Consider the following 21179-nt stretch of genomic DNA (forward strand, 5'->3'; position numbering starts at 1 on the left):
CGCTTCTAAGAGTCCTTCTAAGATCTATTCAATTAGGGAATTCTCGCGCCCTCACCTAAGCGTCGCCCTTGAGCGCAGGCCGTCCGGGGGACAGGCGGCATGTCGCATCGAACTTGCAGCTTGGGGTGGCGCGTTGAACAGTCTTGGAATGCTGCGGTCGGCCGTGTTGGCGACCGCATCCGCTTTGGTCTTGGTGCCGCAGGCATCGCTCGCACAATCATCCGCGCAAAGTGGTGCGCAAAACCTGCCGTCGGTGACCGTCACCGCGCCGGAAGCGCGCCGACGCGCGGCGACGACGCCGCAGCGCCGTGCGCTGCGAGCGTCGGTGCAGACCGCGAGCAGGAATAAGCCTCAGCCGCAGCGCAATGCCGGCTTTGTCGAGACGCCGCTTGGCCCCGTGAACGGCTATGTCGCCAGCCGCAGCTCGTCCGGCACCAAGACCAACACGCCGATCATCGAGACACCGCAATCGGTGTCCGTCATCGGCGCCGAGCAGATCCGCGACCAGAAGCCGAACAAGCTCGACGAGGTGCTGCGCTATACCGCCGGCGTGCGGGCAGGGACCTTCGGCGCCGACACGCGCAACGACTGGTGGCTGATCCGCGGCTTCAAGTCCGACGACATCGGACTGTTCCTCGACGGCATGCAGCTGTTCTATACCTCCTATGCGAGCTGGAAGCTCCAGACGCCCAACATGGAGCGCGTCGAGGTGCTGCGCGGACCATCCGCGGTGCTCTATGGCGGATCGAGCCCGAGCGGCATCGTCAACGTCATCAGCAAGATGCCGCCGGCCGAGCCGATCCGCTATGTCGAGACCGGCGTCAACAATTTCGGCAATGCCTATGTCGGCTTCGATTTCGGCGGGCCGGTTGCGACGCAGCCGCAGGACGGCAAGCTGTTCTACCGCGTCGTCGGCCAGGTCCAGAACGGCCCGACGCAGGTCAACTTCACGCCCGACAACAACTACTTCATCGCACCGTCCTTCACCTGGAAGCCGGACGCCGACACCACGTTCACGGTGCTGGCGTCGGCCTCGAAGCAGGACACCCGCGGCATCAACTTCCTGCCCTACGTCGGCACGGTGACGAATGCCTCGTACGGCAAGATTCCGACCAGTTTCTTCGGCGGCGATCCCAGCGTGGACAAGTTCACGCGCGAGCAGGAGATGCTCGGCTACCAGTTCGAGCGCCATCTCGCCGACGACCTCACGTTCCGGCAGAACGCGCGGTTTGCGCATGTCGACCTGACCTATCGCGGCTATGTCGGCAACGATGCCAATCAGGCGACCGCCACGCTCAATCGCTACAATTGGTATGCAAAGAACACGGCCAATCAGGCCGATCTCGACAACCAGCTGGAATATCGCTTCAACACCGGCCCGGTCCGGCACACCATGCTGTTCGGCGTCGACCTGAAGGGTTATCAGATCGACGACTACCAGGCCTTCGGGTTCGGGGTACCTTCAATCAGCATCTTCAACCCCGTCTACGGTGCAGCCGAAACTCCGCTGCCGAGCGCGCCGTTCCGCAACTTCCTGATTACGCAGAAACAGGCGGGGACCTATCTCCAGGACCAGATGAAGCTCGGCAATTTCACGCTGGTCCTGAGCGGGCGCAATGATTGGGTCGAGACGACGCAAGACGCTCGCGACACCGGCGCAAGTGTCGACAGCCGCAACGACAGCAGGTTCAGCGGCCGCGCCGGACTGATCTATAATTTTGACAATGGCATCGCTCCTTACGTCTCCTACTCGACGAGCTATAACCCGATCATCGGCCTCAACGCGCAGAACAAGCTGTTCCTGCCGGAAACCGGCAAGCAGGCTGAAATCGGCGTCAAGGTCGCGCCGAAGGGGTTCGACGGCTATTTCACGGTTTCGGCCTTCGACCTGGTCCGTCAGAACGTCGCGACGACATTGCCGGGCAGCGTTCCGGTGCTGCAAAACCAGACGGGTGAAGTAACGTCACGCGGCATCGAACTGGAGGCGGTGGCGAACGCCACCAAGGAGTTGAAGCTGATCGGCGCCTTCACGGCCTATCACCTGTTCAACAGCCGGGATCTCGACCCGGCCCTCGTCGGCAAGACACCGACCAACACGCCCGAGATGCTGGTGTCGGGATGGGCGGACTACACGTTCAAGGACGGCCCGCTCGAGGGCTTCGGTTTCGGCGGCGGCGTGCGTTACATCGGCTCGTCCTGGGCCGACACCGCCAACACCCTCGAAGTTCCATCGGTGGTGCTCGGCGACCTCGCGCTCCATTACGAGTGGCAGAACTGGCGGACGGCCCTCAACGTCATCAACGTGACCGACAAGATCTATGTCGCAAGCTGCGCGTCGGCCACCTCCTGCTTCTACGGCGACCGCCGGCGCGTCACCGCCAGCGTCTCCTACAAATGGTGAGGACGGGGAGGAGGGCGGCAGCTGGGTGCCGCAGATCTTCCTTCAGGAGATAGATGAGCTCCCGGCTATGCCCCCCGGCCTGAAGCTCATCCGAGCGCGGCGCGCGCGACGGGCTTGGACGTCGCCGCCGCCGCGCTCGCGATCGGCCGGACTGCAATATATCACAGGATGACGCCGCTCTCGCAGGCGGCGGGCGGGTCCGGCTGCGATGCATGGCTCGTCTGATTGCCTTGCGCCTGTGGATAGGTGTCTTTGCAGCAACGCCTCCCGCCTCACGACCGCGACCATCAAGGGCGGTTTGGCGGTGCTGCCGGGGGCGGCCTTCGGCAATATGGCGCCGGCGTGACAGCCCAGTGCTCCTGACCGGCGCCATGGCCCGGTTTGGGTGCGCCGCCGCAGCCGAAAATCATGCGTTTTTCACAGGCCAAGCGTGGGCAATTGCGGCCCGGCCTGTGCGCCGCAATCTCCGAGCAGCTGCCCTGCAAAGCCGGTGGCTGCCCTTGCTGGGCCCTGCGATCTGCTCCATACCAGCGCGGGGTGATTCCGGGATTTTCACCGCTCCGGGGGCGGCAAAAGGGCCTAAAACGAGCGTGTCTTGCGCCCATTGGTGCACTGCGCTAAGGCTCAGAACAATTCCAAATCGGACGAATCCGTGGCTGTCCCGAGGCTGCGGGAAAAAGGGCTCGCCAATGAGCGGCATTCTGCAGAACTATCTTCCACTTGTCGTCTTTATAGCGGTAGCGGGCCTCATCGGCCTCGTGCTGCTGATCGCGCCCTTCATCGTGGCGTTCCAGCAGCCGGATCCGGAAAAGCTGTCGGCGTATGAGTGCGGTTTCAACGCCTTCGACGACGCGCGCATGAAGTTCGACGTCCGCTTCTACCTGGTCGCCATCCTCTTCATCATCTTCGACCTCGAGGTGGCGTTCCTGTTTCCCTGGGCGGTGGCGTTCGGCAAGCTTGGCGCGACCGGCTTCTGGTCCATGGTGGTGTTCCTCGCCGTGCTGACGGTCGGGTTTGCCTATGAATGGAAGAAGGGAGCACTCGAATGGGATTGAACCCTGCACCGTCCGCCGGTCCGGTTGTTGCGCCGGCCGCCAGGGGCATCCTCGACCCCTCGACCGGCAAGCCGGTCGGGGCCAATGATCCGTTCTTCCTCGAGGTCAATTCCGAGCTGTCCGACAAGGGCTTCTTCGTGGCCGCGACCGACGATCTCATCACCTGGGCCCGCACCGGCTCGTTGATGTGGATGACCTTCGGTCTCGCCTGCTGCGCGGTCGAGATGATGCAGGTGTCGATGCCGCGCTACGACGTCGAGCGCTTCGGCTTCGCGCCGCGCGCCTCGCCGCGCCAGTCCGACGTGATGATCGTCGCCGGAACGCTGACCAACAAGATGGCGCCCGCGCTGCGCAAGGTCTACGACCAGATGCCGGAGCCGCGCTACGTCATCTCGATGGGCTCCTGCGCCAATGGCGGCGGCTACTATCACTATTCCTACTCGGTCGTGCGCGGCTGCGACCGCATCGTGCCGATCGACATCTACGTGCCGGGCTGCCCGCCCACGGCGGAAGCGCTGCTCTACGGCGTGCTGCTGCTGCAGAAGAAGATCCGGCGCACCGGCACCATCGAACGCTAAGGTTTTACGTCATGGACGACGCCAAGCTCGACGCCCTGGGGCAGACGATCGTTAGCGCGCTTCCGGGCGCCGCCACCGGTCATTCGGTGGCCTTCAACCAGCTGACGGTTGATGTCGAGGCCAGCAAGATTGTCGAGGTGGTCAAGTACCTCCGCGACGATCCGAACTGCCGCTTCATCAACTTCACCGACATCACGGCCGCGGACTATCCGTCGCGCGAAAAGCGCTTCGACGTGATCTATCACTTCCTGTCACCGACCCTGAACACGCGCATCCGGCTCAAGGCCCAGGCCGACGAGACCACGCAGGTGCCGTCGCTGATCGAGGTGTTCCCCGGCGCCGACTGGTTCGAGCGCGAGGCCTACGACCTCTACGGCGTGTTCTTCGTCGGCCATCCCGACATGCGCCGCATCCTCACCGACTACGGCTTCGAGGGCCATCCGCTGCGCAAGGATTTCCCGACCACCGGTTTCGTCGAGGTCCGCTACGACGACCAGGAGAAGCGGGTGGTGTACGAGCCCGTCAGGCTCAACCAGGAATTCCGCAAGTTCGATTTCCTCTCGCCATGGGAAGGCGCGGACTATCCGGTCCTCCCGGGGGATGAAAAAGCGGGGCCGAAGGTCTGATCATGAACGAGCAACCCGAACAGCTTCGCAATTTTACGATCAACTTCGGACCGCAACATCCGGCGGCGCACGGCGTTCTGCGCCTCGTGCTCGAATTGGACGGTGAGGTCGTCGCGCGCGTCGATCCGCATATTGGTCTCTTGCATCGCGGCACCGAGAAGCTGATCGAGCAGAAGACGTATCTGCAGGCGATCCCGTATTTCGATCGGCTCGACTATGTCGCGCCGATGAACCAGGAGCATGCCTTCTGCCTCGCCGCCGAGAAGCTGCTCGGCATCGAGGTGCCGCGCCGCGGCCAGCTGATCCGCGTGCTCTATTGCGAGATCGGTCGCATCCTGTCGCATCTTCTGAACGTCACCACGCAGGCGATGGACGTCGGCGCGCTGACCCCGCCGCTGTGGGGCTTCGAAGAGCGCGAGAAGCTGATGGTGTTCTACGAGCGCGCCTCGGGCAGCCGTATGCACGCAGCCTTCTTCCGCGTCGGCGGCGTGCATCAGGACCTGCCGCAGAAGCTGGTCGACGACATCGAGGCCTGGTGCGATCCGTTCCTGAAGGTCGTCGACGACCTCGACCGGCTGCTCACCGCCAACCGCATTTTCAAGCAGCGCAACGTCGACATCGGCGTGGTGCCGCTGAAGGAAGCCTGGGAGTGGGGCTTCTCCGGCGTGATGGTGCGCGGCTCGGGCGCGGCCTGGGACCTGCGCAAATCGCAGCCCTACGAGTGCTACGCCGAGATGGATTTCGACATTCCGATCGGCAAGAACGGCGACTGCTACGACCGCTATCTGATCCGCATGGAAGAGATGCGCCAATCCGTGCGCATCATGAAGCAGTGCATCCAGAAGCTGAACGCGCCCGACGGCAAGGGCCCGGTCGTCGTCGAAGACAACAAGGTCGCGCCGCCGCGCCGTGGCGAGATGAAGCGCTCGATGGAAGCCCTCATCCATCACTTCAAGCTCTACACCGAAGGCGTTCACGTGCCGGCCGGTGAGGTCTACGCCGCGGTCGAGGCGCCCAAGGGCGAGTTCGGCGTCTATCTGATCTCCGACGGCACCAACAAGCCCTACAAGTGCAAGATCCGTGCGCCGGGCTTTGCGCATCTGCAGGCGATGGACCACATCTGCCGCGGCCATCTGCTCGCCGACGTCTCCGCCATCCTCGGCTCGCTCGACATCGTGTTCGGAGAGGTCGATCGGTGATGGGGCAGCAGGCGCCAATCCAGTTCGACCGCGCCTCGGGGGCCCTTGAAGGGGCCAACCTGTGGGAGCGGACGGCTGCCTTGGCGCTGGTGACGGGATCGAAGATCTCCTCGCACTTCTCGCATATGGGCTACATCGCCTGTGCGAATTTGCTGGCGAAGACGCTGCCCAGGCGCAACATCGCGATCAAGCTCAATGCCGACGCGGTGTTCGAATTTCCCTATGGCGACGGCTATTGGAGCAAGCTGCTCAACCGCTCCTACAATTACGAAGACGAGCTCGAGCTGCTGTTCGCCGATAGCATCGACGTCGACTACACGCTGCTCGATTGCGGTGCGAATTACGGCTACTGGTCGGTGCTGGTGTCGAGCAAGCCGTTCGGCTCGCACAAGGCGATCGCGATCGAGCCGTCGGGCCAGAACTATCCGAAGCTCGCCAACAATGCCCGCGTCAACGGCAATCGCTTCGACACCATGAAGTGCGCGATCGGCGCCACTCGCGGCACCGCGCGTCTGTCGGGCACCAAGCACGAAGCCTTCAGCATCGCCGGCGATCCCTCGGCGGGCGGCGAGGAGGTGCCGGTGATCTCGCTCGACAATCTCATCGACGACGGCAAGGTGGCAGCCAGCGGCAAGTACCTGATCAAGCTCGACGTCGAGGGCGTCGAGATCGAGGCGATCAAGGGTGGGGCCCGGCTGCTCCAGGCCGACAGCGTCATCATGTGCGAGGAGCACGGCAGCGACCGCTCGCATGCGGTGTCGCGCTACATCCTCGAGCAGACCCCGCTGAAGCTGATCGTGTTCGATCCGCGCAGCAACCGGATGGAGACCGTGACCGAGCTGTCGATCCTCGACCGCATCAAGGTCTCGACCCATGTCGGCTACAACGTTTTCGGCACCGCAAGCGCATTCTGGCAGGACAGGATTGAAGCCCTGAATGCGAAAACCGCGCGCCGCATGCAGTGAGAGATAACAGATGTCCGTTCGCCGATTAGCACCGAAGGAAGTCCAGCCCGCGAGCTTTGCGTTCACGGACGAGAACCTCGCGTTCGCGAAGCAGCAGATCGCGAAATATCCGGCAGGACGTCAGGCCTCGGCGGTGATCGCCATTCTCTGGCGCGCGCAGGAGCAGCACGACGGCTGGGTCTCGGAAGCCGCGATCCGCGTCATCGCCGACATGCTCGACATGCCCTATATCCGCGTGCTGGAAGTCGCGACCTTCTACACGATGTTCCAGCTCGCTCCCGTCGGCAAGAAGGCCCACGTCCAGGTTTGCGGCACCACGCCGTGCCGGCTGCGCGGCGCCGAGGATCTGATCCACGTCTGCGAGCACCGCATCCATCACGAGCCCTTCCATCTCTCCAAGGACGGCAATTTCAGCTGGGAGGAGGTCGAGTGCCTCGGGGCCTGCGTGAACGCGCCGATGGTGCTGATCGGCAAGGACACCTATGAGGACCTGACCAAGGAGAGCTTCGGCAAGGTGCTCGACGGCTTCGCTTCGGGCAATCCGCCCAAGCCCGGTCCGCAGAACGGCCGCCAGTTCTCGGCGCCGATAACGGGGCCGACCACGCTGAAGGAGATCACCTGATGCGTGAACTCTCGCAGCCCTCGGCGCAGGGGAGTGGTGCCATGAAGAAGTGGGGCTTCATCGCGATGCATGCCGCCGTGGCGGCCGCCTTCATCTTCCTGCTGCAGCGCTTCGGCCTGAGCGCCTCGCTGGAATCCAGTCTGCTCTGGGCGCTGACCTTCGCCGTCTGCGCCGCCGGACTTGCCTACAAGCAGACCATTCGTTGATCGGAAAGCACTGATATGCTCGAGGACAAGGACCGCATCTTCAAGAACCTCTACGGCCTCCACGACTGGGGGCTCGAGGGTGCGCGGCGTCGCGGCGCCTGGGACGGCACCAAGAACATCATCGACAAGGGCCGCGACTGGATCATCAACGAGATGAAGGCGTCGGGCCTGCGCGGCCGCGGCGGCGCCGGCTTCCCGACCGGTCTGAAATGGTCCTTCATGCCGAAGGAATCGACCGACGGGCGGCCGAGCTATCTGGTCGTCAACGCCGACGAATCCGAGCCCGGCACCTGCAAGGATCGCGAGATCATGCGGCACGATCCGCATCTCCTGATCGAGGGCTGCCTGATCGCGAGCTGCGCGATGAACGCGCATGCCTGCTACATCTATGTCCGCGGCGAGTTCATCAGGGAGCGCGAGCATCTGCAGGCCGCGATCGACCAGGCCTACGAGGCCAAGCTGGTCGGCAAGGACAACGTCAACGGCTGGCCGTTCGACATCTACGTCGCGCACGGCGCCGGCGCCTATATCTGCGGCGAGGAAACCGCGCTGCTCGAAAGCCTCGAAGGCAAGAAAGGCCAGCCGCGCCTGAAGCCGCCGTTCCCGGCCAATGTCGGCCTGTTCGGCTGCCCGACCACCGTGAACAACGTCGAGTCGATCGCGGTTGCGCCTGATATCCTGCGCCGCGGCGCGGCGTGGTTCGCCGGTATCGGCCGTCCGAACAATGTCGGCACCAAGCTGTTCTGCATCTCCGGCCATGTCGAGCGGCCCTGCAACGTCGAAGAGGCCATGGGCATTCCGTTCCGTGAGCTGATCGACAAGCATTGCGGCGGCATCCGCGGCGGCTGGGACAACCTCAAGGCCGTGATCCCCGGCGGCTCGTCGGTGCGCATGGTGCCGGCCGAGCAGATCATCGACACGCCCATGGATTTCGACAGCTTGAGCAAGCTGCGCTCGGGCCTCGGCACCGCGGCCGTGATCGTGATGGACAAGTCCACCGACCTGATCCGCGCCATCGCCCGCATCTCCTATTTCTACAAGCATGAGAGCTGCGGCCAGTGCACGCCGTGCCGCGAGGGCACCGGCTGGATGTGGCGGGTGCTCACCCGCATGGCCGAAGGCCGCGCCCACAAGCGCGAGATCGACATGCTGCTCGAAGTGACGAAGCAGGTCGAAGGCCACACCATCTGCGCGCTCGGCGACGCGGCGGCATGGCCGATCCAGGGCCTGATCGCGCATTTCCGTCACGAGATCGAAGCGCGCATCGACGAATATTCGCACAAGGCCGACATCGACGATGCCGGCGTCCGCGATCCCGTGAACATGGTCGCGGCGGAGTAAGAGACATGACCAAGCTCATCATCGACGGCAAAGAGATCGATGTGCCCGCCGAATACACGCTGCTTCAGGCGTGCGAGGCGGCCGGCGCCGAGATTCCGCGCTTCTGCTACCACGAGCGGCTGTCGATCGCCGGCAATTGCCGCATGTGTCTCGTCGAGGTGAAGGGCGGCCCGAAGCCGGTCGCGAGCTGCGCCTGGGGCGTGCGCGACTGCCGTCCGGGCCCGAAGGGCGAGCCGCCGGAAATCTCCACGCGGTCGCCGATGGTGAAGAAGGCACGCGAAGGCGTGATGGAATTCCTTCTGATCAACCATCCCTTGGACTGCCCGATCTGCGACCAGGGCGGCGAGTGCGACCTGCAGGACCAGGCGATGGGCTATGGCGTCGACACCAGCCGCTTCGCCGAGAACAAGCGCGCGGTCGAGGACAAGTACCTCGGCGCGCTGGTCAAGACCTCGATGAACCGCTGCATCCAGTGCACGCGCTGCGTCCGCTTCTCGGCGGAAGTCGCCGGCGCGCCCGAAATGGGCGCCACGGGCCGCGGCGAGGACATGGAGATCACGACCTATCTCCAGCACGCCCTGACCTCGGAACTGCAGGGCAATCTCGTCGACATCTGCCCGGTCGGCGCGCTGACCTCGAAGCCTTATGCCTTCGCGGCGCGTCCGTGGGAGCTCGGCAAGACCCAGTCGATCGACGTCATGGACGGCGTGGGATCGGCGATCCGCGTCGACACCCGCGGCCGCGAGGTGATGCGCGTGCTGCCGCGCATCAACGAGGCCGTGAACGAGGAGTGGATCTCCGACAAGACCCGCCACATCGTCGACGGCCTGCGCACCCAGCGCCTCGACCGGCCCTATATCCGCGAGGCCGGCAAGCTGCGTGCGGCGAGCTGGCAGGAAGCCTTTGCCGCGATCGCCGCGAAAGCGGCGCGCACCGACGGCAAGCGCATCGGCGCGATCGCCGGCGACCTTGCCGGTGTCGAGGAGATGTTCGCGCTGAAGGACCTGCTCGCCAAGTTCGGCTCGGGCAATCTGGCGGTGCAGGGCGGCGACGCCTTCGATCCAGCGCTCGGCCGCGGCTCCTACATCTTCAATCCGACGCTGGCAGGCGTCGAGCAGGCCGATGCGCTGCTGATCATCGGCGCCAATCCGCGCAAGGAAGCGGCCGTGTTCAACGCCCGCATCCGCAAGCGCTGGCGCGCCGGTGGCTTCAAGGTCGGCGTGATCGGCGCCAAGGCCGATCTGACCTACGATTACGACCACCTCGGCGCGGGCACCGAGACGCTCGGTGAGCTCGCGGCCGGCAAGCACTCCTTCATGGACGTGCTAAAGAACGCCAAGAATCCGATCATCCTGGTCGGCGCGGGCGCGGCCTCGCGCCACGATGGCGCGGCCATCCTCGCGGCCGCCGCCAAGCTGGCGCTCGATGTCGGCGCGCTCAAGGACGGCTGGACCGGCTTTGGCGTGTTGCACGAGAGCGCCTCGCGCGTCGGTGCGCTCGACATCGGCTTCTCCGCAACCGGCGGCGGGCTGAATGCCGCGCAGATGACGACGTTCGGCACGCTGGACCTTCTGTTCCTGCTTGGCGCCGACGAGATCAACGCGCCCGACGGCACCTTCGTCGTCTATATCGGCACCCATGGCGACCGCGGCGCGCATCGCGCCGACGTGATCCTGCCGGCGGCCGCCTACACCGAAAAGTCCGCGATCTACGTCAACACCGAAGGCCGCGTGCAGATGACGGGCCGTGCCGCATTCCCGCCGGGCGAAGCCCGCGAGGATTGGGCGATCGTCCGCGCACTGTCGGAAGCGCTCGGCAAGAAGCTCGGCTACGACTCGCTGGCTTCGCTGCGCCAGGCGATCTTCAAGGCCGTGCCGCATCTCATCCGTCTCGACCAGATCGAGGCCGGCTCCGCCGACCAGGTCAAGAAGCTGGCGGGGAAGGGCGGCTCGCCCGAGAAGGCGCCGTTCAAGCCGCTGGTCGAGGACTTCTATTTGACCAACCCAATCGCGCGTGCGTCCGCCGTGATGGCGGAGTGCTCGCGGCTTGCCTCCGGGCAGATGCTGACCGCAGCGGAGTGAGCTGATGGAATTTTTCGAAAGCGCATTCTGGACCGGCTTCCTCTGGCCGCTGATCATCATGATCGCGGAGAGCGTGCTGGTGCTCGTCGTCCTGCTGGTGGCGATCGCTTACATCCTGCTCGCCGACCGCAAGATCTGGGCGGCGGTGCAGATCCGTCGCGGCCCGAACGTGGTCGGGCCGTGGGGCCTGCTGCAATCCTTCGCGGACTTGCTGAAGTTCGTGCTGAAGGAGCCGATCATTCCGGCCGGCGCCAACAAGGGCGTCTTTCTGCTGGCGCCGCTGGTGTCCTGCGTGCTCGCGCTCGCGGCCTGGGCGGTGATCCCGACCAATCTCGGCTGGGTGATCGCCGACATCAATGTCGGCATCCTCTTCATCTTCGCGATCTCGTCGCTGTCGATCTACGGCATCATCATGGCCGGCTGGTCATCGAACTCGAAGTACCCGTTCCTGGCGGCGCTGCGCTCGGCGGCGCAGATGGTGTCCTATGAAGTCTCGATCGGCTTCGTCATCATTACGGTGCTGCTCTGCGCCGGCACGCTGAACCTCTCGGCCGTGGTCGAGGCCCAGCATGTGCGGGGCCTCGCCAGCCTGATCGGGCTGCCGCAGCTCACGATCCTGAATTGGTACGTCTGGCCGCTGTTCCCGATGTTCGTGGTGTTCTACGTCTCGGCGCTGGCGGAAACCAACCGTCCGCCCTTCGACCTCGTCGAAGCCGAGTCCGAGCTCGTCGCCGGCTTCATGGTCGAGTATGGCTCGACGCCGTATCTCCTGTTCATGCTCGGCGAGTACGTCGCGATCGTCACGATGTGCGCGATGGCCACGATCCTGTTCCTCGGGGGCTGGCTGCCGCCGGTGGACCTGCCGCCCTTCAACTGGGTGCCGGGGATCATCTGGTTCTCGCTGAAGCTGTTCTTCATGTTCTTCCTGTTCGCGATGGCAAAGGCGATCGTGCCGCGCTACCGCTACGACCAACTGATGCGCCTCGGCTGGAAGGTGTTCCTGCCGCTGTCGCTGGCGATGGTGATCGTGGTGGCCGGCGTGCTGCAGTTCGCCGGCATCGCGCCGAAGTGAGGGCTGTCATGGGTATCAACGTCAACGCCACTGCACGCTCGCTTTTGTTGTCGGAATTCGTCTCGGCGTTCTTCCTCGCCATGCGTTATTTCTTCCAGCCGAAGCCGACGCTGAACTATCCGTTCGAGAAGGGCCCGATCTCGCCGCGCTTCCGCGGCGAGCATGCGCTGCGCCGTTATCCGAACGGCGAGGAGCGCTGCATCGCCTGCAAGCTGTGCGAGGCGGTCTGCCCGGCGCAGGCCATCACCATCGAGGCCGGCCCGCGCCGCAACGACGGCACCCGCCGCACCGTGCGCTACGACATCGACATGGTGAAGTGCATCTATTGCGGCCTCTGCCAGGAGGCCTGTCCTGTCGACGCCATCGTCGAAGGTCCGAATTTCGAGTTCGCGACCGAGACCCGCGAGGAACTGTTCTATGACAAGGCCAAGCTGCTCGCCAATGGCGACCGCTGGGAACGCGAGATCGCGAAAGCGATCGAGCTCGACGCGCCGTACCGGTGAGGTGAGGGCATGATCCTTCCCGCGCTGTTCTTCTATCTCTTCGCCGGCGTCTGCGTCGCCTCGGCCGTGATGGTGATTGTCTCGCGCAATCCCGTGCACTCCGTGCTGTACCTGATCCTGGCCTTCGTTAACGCTTCGGGCCTGTTCGTGCTGATGGGCGCCGAGTTCCTCGGCATGATGCTGATTGTCGTCTATGTCGGCGCGGTCGCGGTGCTGTTCCTGTTCGTGATCATGATGCTCGACGTCGACTTCCTCGAGCTGCGCGAAGGCTTCATCGAGTACCTGCCGGTCGGCCTGGTGATCGGCGGCATCTTCCTGTTCGAGCTGCTGCTCACCGTCGGCTTCTGGGTCATCAACCCCGGCGTCTCCAAGACGATCACGGCGGCGATCCCGACCAATGTCAGCAACACCGAGGCGCTCGGCCTCGTGCTCTATACGAAGTACATCCACTACTTCCAGCTCTCGGGCATGGTGCTTCTGGTCGCCATGATCGGCGCCATCGTGCTGACGCTGCGCCACAAGGCGAGCGTGAAGCGGCAGGACATCAACGTTCAGAACGCGCGCACGCCCGACATGGCGATGGCGATGCGCAAGGTGGCGCCGGGGCAGGGGCTCTCGGATGCCGATGCGGCGGAGTGGGTGAAATGACGATCGGGCTCGGACATTACCTGGCGGTCGGCGCGATCCTGTTCACGCTCGGGATCCTCGGCATCTTCCTGAACCGCAAGAACATCATCGTCATCCTGATGTCGATCGAGCTGATCCTGCTCTCGGTCAATATCAACCTCGTGGCGTTCTCGACCTTCCTCGGCGATATCGTCGGCCAGGTCTTCGCGCTGCTGGTGCTGACGGTTGCGGCTGCGGAAGCCGCGATCGGTCTCGCCATCCTGGTGGTCTATTTCCGCAACCGCGGCTCGATCGCGGTTGAGGACGTCAATCTGATGAAGGGCTGAGCTCGGTCATGGTTCAGGCAATCGTTTTCCTGCCTCTGCTGGGCGCCATTCTGGCCGGGCTCATTGCCCTCGCCGGTGCACATGCCCGCAACCCCTCGGGCGACGAGCTCGATCATCACGGCGACCACGGCCATGGCGACGCGCACGCCTCAGTGGCCCACGACGCCCATGGACATGATGCGCATGGACATGACGACCACGGTCACGACGATCACGGCCACGGGCCGACCGAGCCCCCCGCGGCCGGCTCACGTGCTGCCGAGCTGATCACGACGGGACTGCTGTTCGTCTCGGCCGCGCTGTCCTGGATGACGCTGGTCGATGTCGGCTTCATGCACCACGACACCCGGATCCAGCTGCTGCCTTTCATCTTCTCCGGCGACCTACAGGTCTGGTGGACGCTGCGCGTCGACACGCTCACCGCCGTGATGCTGGTGGTGGTGACGACCGTGTCCTCGCTCGTGCACCTCTATTCCATCGGCTACATGGATGAGGACCCGAACCGGCCGCGCTTCTTCGGCTATCTCTCGCTGTTCACCTTCGCCATGCTGATGCTGGTGACGGCGGACAACCTCGTGCAGCTGTTCTTCGGCTGGGAAGGCGTGGGTCTTGCCAGCTATCTCTTGATCGGCTTCTGGTACCAGAAGCCGTCGGCGAACGCCGCCGCCATCAAGGCCTTCGTCGTCAACCGCGTCGGCGACTTCGGCTTCGCGCTCGGCATTTTCGCGATCTTCCTGCTGACCAGCTCGACCGATTTCGAGACGATCTTCCACGCGGCGCCCGGCCTGACCGGCAAGACCATCAACTTCCTCGGGTGGCATGCCGATGCACTGACCCTGACCTGCCTCCTGCTGTTCATGGGCGCGATGGGCAAGTCGGCGCAGTTCCTGCTGCACACCTGGTTGCCGGACGCGATGGAAGGCCCGACCCCGGTGTCGGCGCTGATCCACGCCGCGACCATGGTCACCGCGGGCGTCTTCATGGTGGCGCGCCTGTCGCCGCTGTTCGAGCTCGCCCCGAACGCGCAGGCCGTCGTGATGTTCTTCGGCGCGACCACGGCGTTCTTCGCGGCCACGATCGGCCTCGTCCAGAACGACATCAAGCGCATCGTCGCCTACTCGACCTGTTCGCAGCTCGGCTACATGTTCGTGGCGATGGGGGCAGGGGCCTATTCGGTCGGCATGTTCCACCTGTTCACGCACGCCTTCTTCAAGGCCCTGCTGTTCCTGGGCTCCGGCTCGGTGATCTACGCGATGCACCACGAGCAGGACATCCGCAACATGGGCGGGCTCTGGAAGAAGATCCCGTACACCTATGCGGTGATGGTGGTCGGCACGCTGGCCCTGACCGGCTTCCCGCTCACGGCCGGCTACTTCTCCAAGGACGCGATCATCGAAGCGGCCTACGCCTCGCACAATCCGTTTGCGGTGTACGGCTTCCTGATGACGATCGTCGCAGCAGGCCTGACCTCGTTCTACTCCTGGCGCCTGATCTTCAAGACCTTCCACGGCGAGCCGCATGACGAGCATCACTACGAGGCCGCGCATGAGGCTCCGCTCTGGATCCTGATCCCGATCGGCGTGCTCGCAGTCGGCTCGTTCGTTGCCGGCTTGCCGTTCAAGGAGCTGTTCGCCGGTCACGGCGTCGAGGAGTTCTTCCGCGAGTCCGTGAAGATGAACCCGCACATCATCGAGGAGATGCACCACATCCCCGAGACCATCGCCTTCCTGCCGACGGTGATGATGGTGCTGGGCTTCCTCGTCTCGTACCTGTTCTACATCCGCCGGCCCTATCTGCCGGTCGAGCTCGCGAACACGCAGCCGATGCTGTACCAGTTCCTGCTCAACAAATGGTACTTCGACGAGCTCTACGACATCATCTTCGTCCGTCCGGCGAAGTGGATCGGCTACCAGCTCTGGAAGAAGGGCGACGGCTTCATCATCGACGGCTTCGGCCCCGACGGCGTCTCCGCCCGCGTGCTGGACGTCACCCGCAACGTCGTGAAGATCCAGACCGGCTATCTCTATCACTACGCATTCGCCATGCTGATCGGTGCCGCCGGCCTGATCACCTGGTTCATGTTCGGCTTTGGAGGCCAGTAAATGACAACCTGGCCCATTCTCTCGGTCACGACGTTCCTGCCGCTGGTCGGCGCGCTGATCGTCTATCTCAGCCGCGGCGACGACGAGGCGGCCAAGCGCAATTCGCGCTGGATCGCGCTTTGGACCACGCTGATCACCTTCGCGGTGTCGGTGATCCTGGTCATGCGCTTCGACCCGACCAATCCGGACTTCCAGTTCGTCGAGAAGGCGAACTGGCTCGCCACCGGCATCACCTACCACATGGGTGTCGACGGCATTTCGCTGCCGCTGGTGATCCTCACCACCGCGGTCATGCCGTTCTGCATCATCGCAAGCTGGAAGGCGATTACCAACCGCGTCCGCGAATACATGATGGCGTTCCTGATCCTGGAAACGCTGATGATCGGCACCTTCTCGGCGCTCGATCTCGTGCTGTTCTACCTGTTCTTCGAGGGCGGCCTGATCCCGATGTTCCTGATCATCGGCGTCTGGGGCGGTCCGCGCCGGGTCTATGCGTCGTTCAAGTTCTTCCTCTACACGCTGCTCGGCTCAGTCCTGATGCTGCTCGCCATCATGGCGCTGTACTGGAACGGCGGCACCACCGACATCCCGACCCTGATGCACACCGCCGTGCCGCGGTCCTTGCAGACCTGGGCGTGGCTGGCCTTCTTCGCCTCGTTCGCGGTGAAGATGCCGATGTGGCCCGTGCACACCTGGCTCCCCGACGCGCACGTCGAGGCGCCCACGGCCGGCTCGGTGGTCCTCGCCGCGATCCTGCTGAAGATGGGCGGCTATGGCTTCCTGCGCTTCTCGCTGCCGATGTTCCCGCTGGCCTCGCACGACTTCGCGCCGTTCGTGTTCACCCTCTCGGCCATCGCCATCATCTACACCTCGCTGGTGGCGTTGATGCAGGAGGACATGAAGAAGCTGATCGCGTACTCGTCCGTCGCGCATATGGGCTTCGTCACCATGGGCATCTTCGCCGGCACCATGCAGGGCGTCGCCGGCGGCATGTTCCAGATGATCTCGCACGGCATCGTCTCGGGCGCGCTGTTCCTCTGCGTCGGCGTCGTCTACGACCGCCTGCACACCCGCGAGATCGCCGCGTATGGCGGCCTCGTGAACCGGATGCCGCTCTACGCGATGACCTTCATGGTCTTCACCATGGCCAATGTCGGTCTGCCCGGCACCAGCGGCTTCGTCGGTGAGTTCATGACGCTGCTCGGCACCTTCAAGGTCTCGATCCCGACCGCGTTCTTCGCCACCTTCGGCGTGATCCTGTCGGCCGGCTATGCGCTGTGGCTCTACCGCAAGGTCGTGTTCGGGGCGCTGGTCAAGCCGTCGCTGGCGAGCATGAAGGATCTCACCTTCCGTGAGTGCCTGACGCTGTTCCCGATGATCGCGCTGACGATCCTGTTCGGCGTCTGGCCCAAGCCGGTGCTCGACATGTCGGCCGCCTCGGTCCAGCAACTCGTCAACAACTACAACACCGCTGTGACGGCCGTGAAGGCCGCCGCACTGCTCCAGTGATCGGGCAGGTCAGGATATCGCCATGAGCTTTGAGACTGCAGGTTATCAACTGGCGCCGGTGCTGCCCGAGATCGTGCTCGCGATCGGCGCGATGGCGCTTCTGATGCTCGGCGCCTATCGCGGGCAGGGGACGACCGGCGCGGTCACCTCGCTGGCGGTGGTGTTGCTGGTCGTGGTCGGCGTGCTCGAATACATGCTGCCCGCGGGCAAGCATGTCACCTTCGGCGGCAGCTTCATCGTCGACGATTTCGCCCGCTTCATGAAGATCCTGGCCCTGATCGGCTCGGCGGTGACGCTGGTGCTGTCGACCGAGTTCCTGTCCGATCCCTCGCGGCGCATCTTCGAATACGCCATCCTGGTGCTGCTCTCGACGCTCGGCATGATGGTGCTGATCTCGGCCGGCGATTTGATCTCGCTCTATCTCGGCCTCGAACTGATGTCGCTCGCGCTCTATGTCGTCGCAGCCTCGAACCGCGACAACGCCAAGTCGACCGAAGCCGGCCTGAAGTACTTCGTGCTCGGCGCGCTGTCCTCGGGCATGCTGCTCTACGGCTCCTCGCTGGTCTATGGCTTCACCGGCACCGTCAGCTTCACCGGCATCGCGGCGGCTGCGACCATCTCCAACGTCGGCCTGGTGTTCGGCCTGGTCTTCCTGCTCGCCGGCCTCTGCTTCAAGGTCTCGGCCGTGCCGTTCCACATGTGGACGCCTGATGTGTATGAGGGCGCGCCGACCCCGGTGACCGCCTTCTTTGCTTCCGCACCGAAAGTGGCCGCGCTCGCCGTGTTCACCCGCGTCACGCTCACCGCTTTCCCGGGCATCGTCTCGCAGTGGCAGCAGATCCTGGTGTTCGTGTCGATCGCCTCGATGGCGCTCGGCTCCTTCGCGGCGATCGGCCAGACCAACATCAAGCGCCTGATGGCATATTCCTCGATCGGCCATATGGGCTTCGCCCTGGTCGGCCTTGCCTCCGGCACGGTCGAGGGCGCGCAGGGCGTGCTGATGTATATCGTGATCTATGTCGCGATGACGCTCGGCTCGTTCTCGGTCATCCTCGCCATGAAGCGCAACGGCCAGGCCGTGGAGAAGATCAGCGATTTCGCCGGTCTGTCGCGGACCAACCCGCTGCTCGCCTTCATGTTCGCGATGCTGCTGTTCTCGCTCGCCGGCATTCCGCCGCTCGCCGGCTTCTTCGCCAAATGGTACGTGTTCGTCGCGGCCATCAAGGCGAATTTGTTCACGCTCGCCGTCATCGGCGTGCTCTCCAGCGTGGTCGGCGCCTACTACTATCTCGCCATCGTCAAGACGATGTATTTCGACGAGCCGGCCGGTCAGGTCGATCCGATGCGCGTCGAGGTGAAGACGGTGCTGGCGGTTTCGGGCCTGTTCACCATCCTGTTCGCGCTGTTCGCGGGGCCCGTCGTGAGCGTCGCCTCCGCCGCGGCAAAGTCGCTGTTCTAGGATGGGGTTCGCGCTCGGTCCTCGCGCACAGGCCGCGGGCTTTGGGCTCGCGGCGTTCGAACGGACCGGCTCGACCAACACCGAGGCGATCGAACGCGCAAGAGCTGGCGAGCGCGGCCCGATGTGGTTCGTCACCTCCGAGCAGACCGCCGGCCGCGGCCGCCGTCAGCGCGCCTGGATCGCACCGAAGGGCAATCTCGCCGCCAGCGTCCTCGAAATCCTCGACGTTGCGCCTGCGGTTGCCGCCACCATCGGCTTTGCCGCCGGGCTCGCCGAGGAGGCCGCGCTGGAAAAGGTCAGCCTCGAGGCCGCCATGCGCCTCGGCGAGGGCCGTCCCCGCTACGCCCTGAAATGGCCGAACGACGTGCTGGCCAACGGCAAGAAGCTCGTGGGCATCGGCCTCGAGGCGGAGGCCGTTGGCGATCGCCTCGCCATCGTCGTGGGCATCGGCACCAATGTCGTCGGCGCGCCCGAGGGGACGCCGACGCCTGCTATCTCGCTGGCCGCGCTCGGGGTCCAGATCAGCGCCGAGGAGCTGTTCTCGGCTCTGTCCGACGCCTGGGTCGAATTCCGCGGCCTTTGGGACAATGGCCGCGGCTTCGCCGATATCCGTAAACTCTGGCTGGAGCGAGCCGCCGGCCTCGGCGAGCCGGTCGCAATCCACACGGGAACCACGACGCTGGAAGGCATTTTTGACACCATCGACGACACCGGCTGCCTTATCGTCCGCACCGCCGAGGGCCGCCGCGTCCCGGTGGCTGCGGGCGAGGTGTTCTTCGGCCCGGTCCGCTCCGTGGGAGCTGCGTGATGGCGAAGCCCGAAGAACTGGTGTTTGCGCCGCTCGGCGGCGTCGGCGAGATCGGCATGAACCTGTCGATCTACGGCCTCGGCAACCGCCAGCAGCGCGCCTGGCTCGCGGTCGATCTCGGCGTCTCCTTCGGCGACGAGGAGCATTTGCCGGGCATCGACCTGATCATGCCCGACATCAGCTTCCTGGAGAAGGAGCGCAAGAACCTGATGGGCCTCGTGCTGACCCACGCCCATGAGGACCATTTCGGCGCCATCATCGATCTCTGGCCCAAGCTGAAATGCCCGATCTATGCGACCCAGTTCAGCGCCGCGCTGTTCGAGGCCAAATGCGCCGCCGAGCGCAACGCGCCGAAGATCCCGGTGACCGTGGTGCCGTCCGGCGGTCGCGTCGATGTCGGCCCGTTCAACGTCGAGTTCATCCCCGTCGCGCATTCGATCCCCGAAGCGCACGCGCTGGCGATCCACACCTCGGCCGGCACGGTGCTGCACACCGGCGACTGGAAGATCGACCCGACCCCGACGCTGGGGCGGCCGACCGACGAGAAGCGGCTGCGCGAGCTCGGCGAGGAGGGCCTGCTCGCCCTGATCGGCGATTCCACCAACGCGGTGCGCGACGGCCGCTCGCCCTCGGAAGCCGAGGTCGCGCGGACCATCATCGATCTCGTGAAATCCGCCAAGGGCCGCGTCGCCGTCACGACCTTCGCCTCCAACGTCGCCCGCATCAAGGCCGTCGCCGCCGCCGCGAGGGCCGCCGACCGCGAGGTCGTCGTGGTCGGCCGCGCCATGGAACGCGTGGTGCAGGTCGCGCGCGAATGCGGCTATCTCGACGGCGTGCAGAACTTCCGCTCGCCCGAGGTCTACGGCCATCTGCCGCAGGACAAGGTGCTGGCGCTGTGCACCGGCAGCCAGGGCGAGTCGCGCGCCGCGCTGGCACGCATCGCCAATGACGACCACCCCGAGATCACGCTCAACCGCGGCGACAGCGTCATCTTCTCCTCGCGCACCATCCCGGGCAACGAGAAGGCGGTCGGCTCGATCGTCAACAATCTGGTGCTGCAGGGCGTCGAGATCATCACCGACCGCGACGCTCTGGTCCACGTTTCCGGCCATCCCCGACGCGACGAATTGCGCGACATGATCGCCTGGACCAGGCCGCAGCTCCTGATCCCCGTCCATGGCGAGGCCCTGCACCTGCACGAGCACGCCAAGCTGGCGCGCGCCGCCGGCGTGCCGCGCGTGCTGGTCTGCCGTAACGGCGATCTCGTCAAGCTCGGCCCCGGCGATCCCGGCATCGTCGGCGAGGTGCCTTCGGGCCGTCTCTACAAGGACGGCACGATCCTGGAGGATTCCAAGTCCCGCGCCGTGGTCGAACGCCGCCGCATGGCGTTCTCCGGCTGCGCCTTCGTCGCCATCGCCATGACCGAGCAGGGCGAGCTGGCCGACGATCCCGAGGTCGATCTGGTCGGCATCCCCGAGAAGAACAGGGCAGGCGAGCCGTTCGACGACATCGTCTTCGACGCCGTGATGTCGACGATCGAGGGCCTGCCGAAGGCCCGCCGCCGCGACCCCGACGCCTTGGGCGAGTCGGTGCGACGCGTGGTCCGGGCCGTGATCAACGAACATTGGGGCAAGAAACCCCCCTGTCTGGTACATGTCCTGACGGTGTAACTGTGTCGGCATGATCTTCGGATCATGCG

At 64.8% G+C, this 21179-nt stretch carries 19 protein-coding genes; all 19 read left to right on the forward strand.

The window, feature by feature from the left end:
• The first annotated feature begins 148 nt into the window (after positions 1-148).
• On the forward strand, positions 149-2401 hold the full coding sequence (locus Q0743_RS30080; protein WP_298245066.1) for a TonB-dependent siderophore receptor: 2253 nt from the start codon (positions 149-151) through the stop codon (positions 2399-2401).
• Positions 2402-3090: 689 nt separating this feature from the next.
• Positions 3091-3456, forward strand: coding sequence for an NADH-quinone oxidoreductase subunit A (locus Q0743_RS30085; RefSeq protein ID WP_100179679.1), 366 nt, complete (start codon positions 3091-3093; stop codon positions 3454-3456).
• Entirely contained in the window at positions 3447-4034 is a 588-nt protein-coding gene (locus Q0743_RS30090) for an NADH-quinone oxidoreductase subunit B family protein (protein ID WP_298245067.1), read from the forward strand. Before Q0743_RS30085 ends, Q0743_RS30090 begins: the two co-directional genes overlap by 10 nt.
• Positions 4035-4045: 11 nt before the next feature.
• Positions 4046-4660: an NADH-quinone oxidoreductase subunit C gene (locus Q0743_RS30095; RefSeq protein WP_097662521.1), complete on the forward strand. Its 615-nt coding sequence runs from the start codon at positions 4046-4048 to the stop codon at positions 4658-4660.
• Between the two features lie 2 nt (positions 4661-4662).
• Positions 4663-5859: an NADH-quinone oxidoreductase subunit D gene (locus tag Q0743_RS30100; protein WP_298245068.1), complete on the forward strand. Its 1197-nt coding sequence runs from the start codon at positions 4663-4665 to the stop codon at positions 5857-5859.
• On the forward strand, positions 5859-6824 hold the full coding sequence (locus tag Q0743_RS30105) for an FkbM family methyltransferase (protein ID WP_298245115.1): 966 nt from the start codon (positions 5859-5861) through the stop codon (positions 6822-6824). The genes Q0743_RS30100 and Q0743_RS30105 overlap by 1 nt, the downstream gene beginning before the upstream one ends.
• Positions 6825-6834: 10 nt before the next feature.
• Positions 6835-7446: an NADH-quinone oxidoreductase subunit NuoE gene (gene nuoE, locus Q0743_RS30110; protein ID WP_298245069.1), complete on the forward strand. Its 612-nt coding sequence runs from the start codon at positions 6835-6837 to the stop codon at positions 7444-7446.
• Entirely contained in the window at positions 7446-7652 is a 207-nt protein-coding gene (locus tag Q0743_RS30115) for a hypothetical protein (RefSeq protein WP_298245070.1), read from the forward strand. The genes nuoE and Q0743_RS30115 overlap by 1 nt, the downstream gene beginning before the upstream one ends.
• 15 nt (positions 7653-7667) lie before the next feature.
• Positions 7668-8993 (forward strand): NADH-quinone oxidoreductase subunit NuoF, encoded by a 1326-nt coding sequence (gene nuoF, locus Q0743_RS30120; protein WP_298245071.1) that lies wholly within the window; start codon positions 7668-7670, stop codon positions 8991-8993.
• A 5-nt stretch (positions 8994-8998) separates the two neighbouring features.
• On the forward strand, positions 8999-11074 hold the full coding sequence (gene nuoG / locus Q0743_RS30125; protein ID WP_298245072.1) for an NADH-quinone oxidoreductase subunit NuoG: 2076 nt from the start codon (positions 8999-9001) through the stop codon (positions 11072-11074).
• Between the two features lie 4 nt (positions 11075-11078).
• Complete coding sequence (nuoH, locus tag Q0743_RS30130) at positions 11079-12146, forward strand: NADH-quinone oxidoreductase subunit NuoH (RefSeq protein WP_298245073.1); 1068 nt, start codon at positions 11079-11081, stop codon at positions 12144-12146.
• A gap of 14 nt (positions 12147-12160) precedes the next feature.
• A complete protein-coding gene (nuoI, locus tag Q0743_RS30135) occupies positions 12161-12649 on the forward strand; it encodes an NADH-quinone oxidoreductase subunit NuoI (RefSeq protein ID WP_026202312.1) in 489 nt (162 codons plus the stop codon).
• 9 nt (positions 12650-12658) lie between these two features.
• The gene (locus Q0743_RS30140) at positions 12659-13297 is read left to right on the forward strand and encodes an NADH-quinone oxidoreductase subunit J (protein ID WP_097662515.1); all 639 of its coding nucleotides are present in this window, start codon (positions 12659-12661) and stop codon (positions 13295-13297) included.
• Positions 13294-13602 carry an NADH-quinone oxidoreductase subunit NuoK gene (gene nuoK, locus Q0743_RS30145; protein WP_008547737.1) on the forward strand — a complete coding sequence of 103 codons (309 nt, stop codon included), beginning with the start codon at positions 13294-13296 and terminating at the stop codon, positions 13600-13602. Before Q0743_RS30140 ends, nuoK begins: the two co-directional genes overlap by 4 nt.
• An 8-nt stretch (positions 13603-13610) precedes the next feature.
• Entirely contained in the window at positions 13611-15704 is a 2094-nt protein-coding gene (gene nuoL, locus Q0743_RS30150) for an NADH-quinone oxidoreductase subunit L (protein ID WP_298245074.1), read from the forward strand.
• Positions 15705-17213, forward strand: a complete 1509-nt coding sequence (locus Q0743_RS30155; protein WP_298245075.1) for an NADH-quinone oxidoreductase subunit M — start codon at positions 15705-15707, stop codon at positions 17211-17213.
• Between the two features lie 22 nt (positions 17214-17235).
• The gene (nuoN, locus tag Q0743_RS30160; RefSeq protein WP_298245076.1) at positions 17236-18672 is read left to right on the forward strand and encodes an NADH-quinone oxidoreductase subunit NuoN; all 1437 of its coding nucleotides are present in this window, start codon (positions 17236-17238) and stop codon (positions 18670-18672) included.
• 1 nt (position 18673) lies between these two features.
• Positions 18674-19480, forward strand: coding sequence for a biotin--[acetyl-CoA-carboxylase] ligase (locus Q0743_RS30165; RefSeq protein WP_298245077.1), 807 nt, complete (start codon positions 18674-18676; stop codon positions 19478-19480).
• Positions 19480-21150 (forward strand): ribonuclease J, encoded by a 1671-nt coding sequence (locus tag Q0743_RS30170; protein WP_298245078.1) that lies wholly within the window; start codon positions 19480-19482, stop codon positions 21148-21150. Before Q0743_RS30165 ends, Q0743_RS30170 begins: the two co-directional genes overlap by 1 nt.
• The last annotated feature ends 29 nt before the right edge of the window (positions 21151-21179 follow it).

This window comes from uncultured Bradyrhizobium sp., assembly GCF_936943645.1.
GTDB lineage: Bacteria > Pseudomonadota > Alphaproteobacteria > Rhizobiales > Xanthobacteraceae > Bradyrhizobium.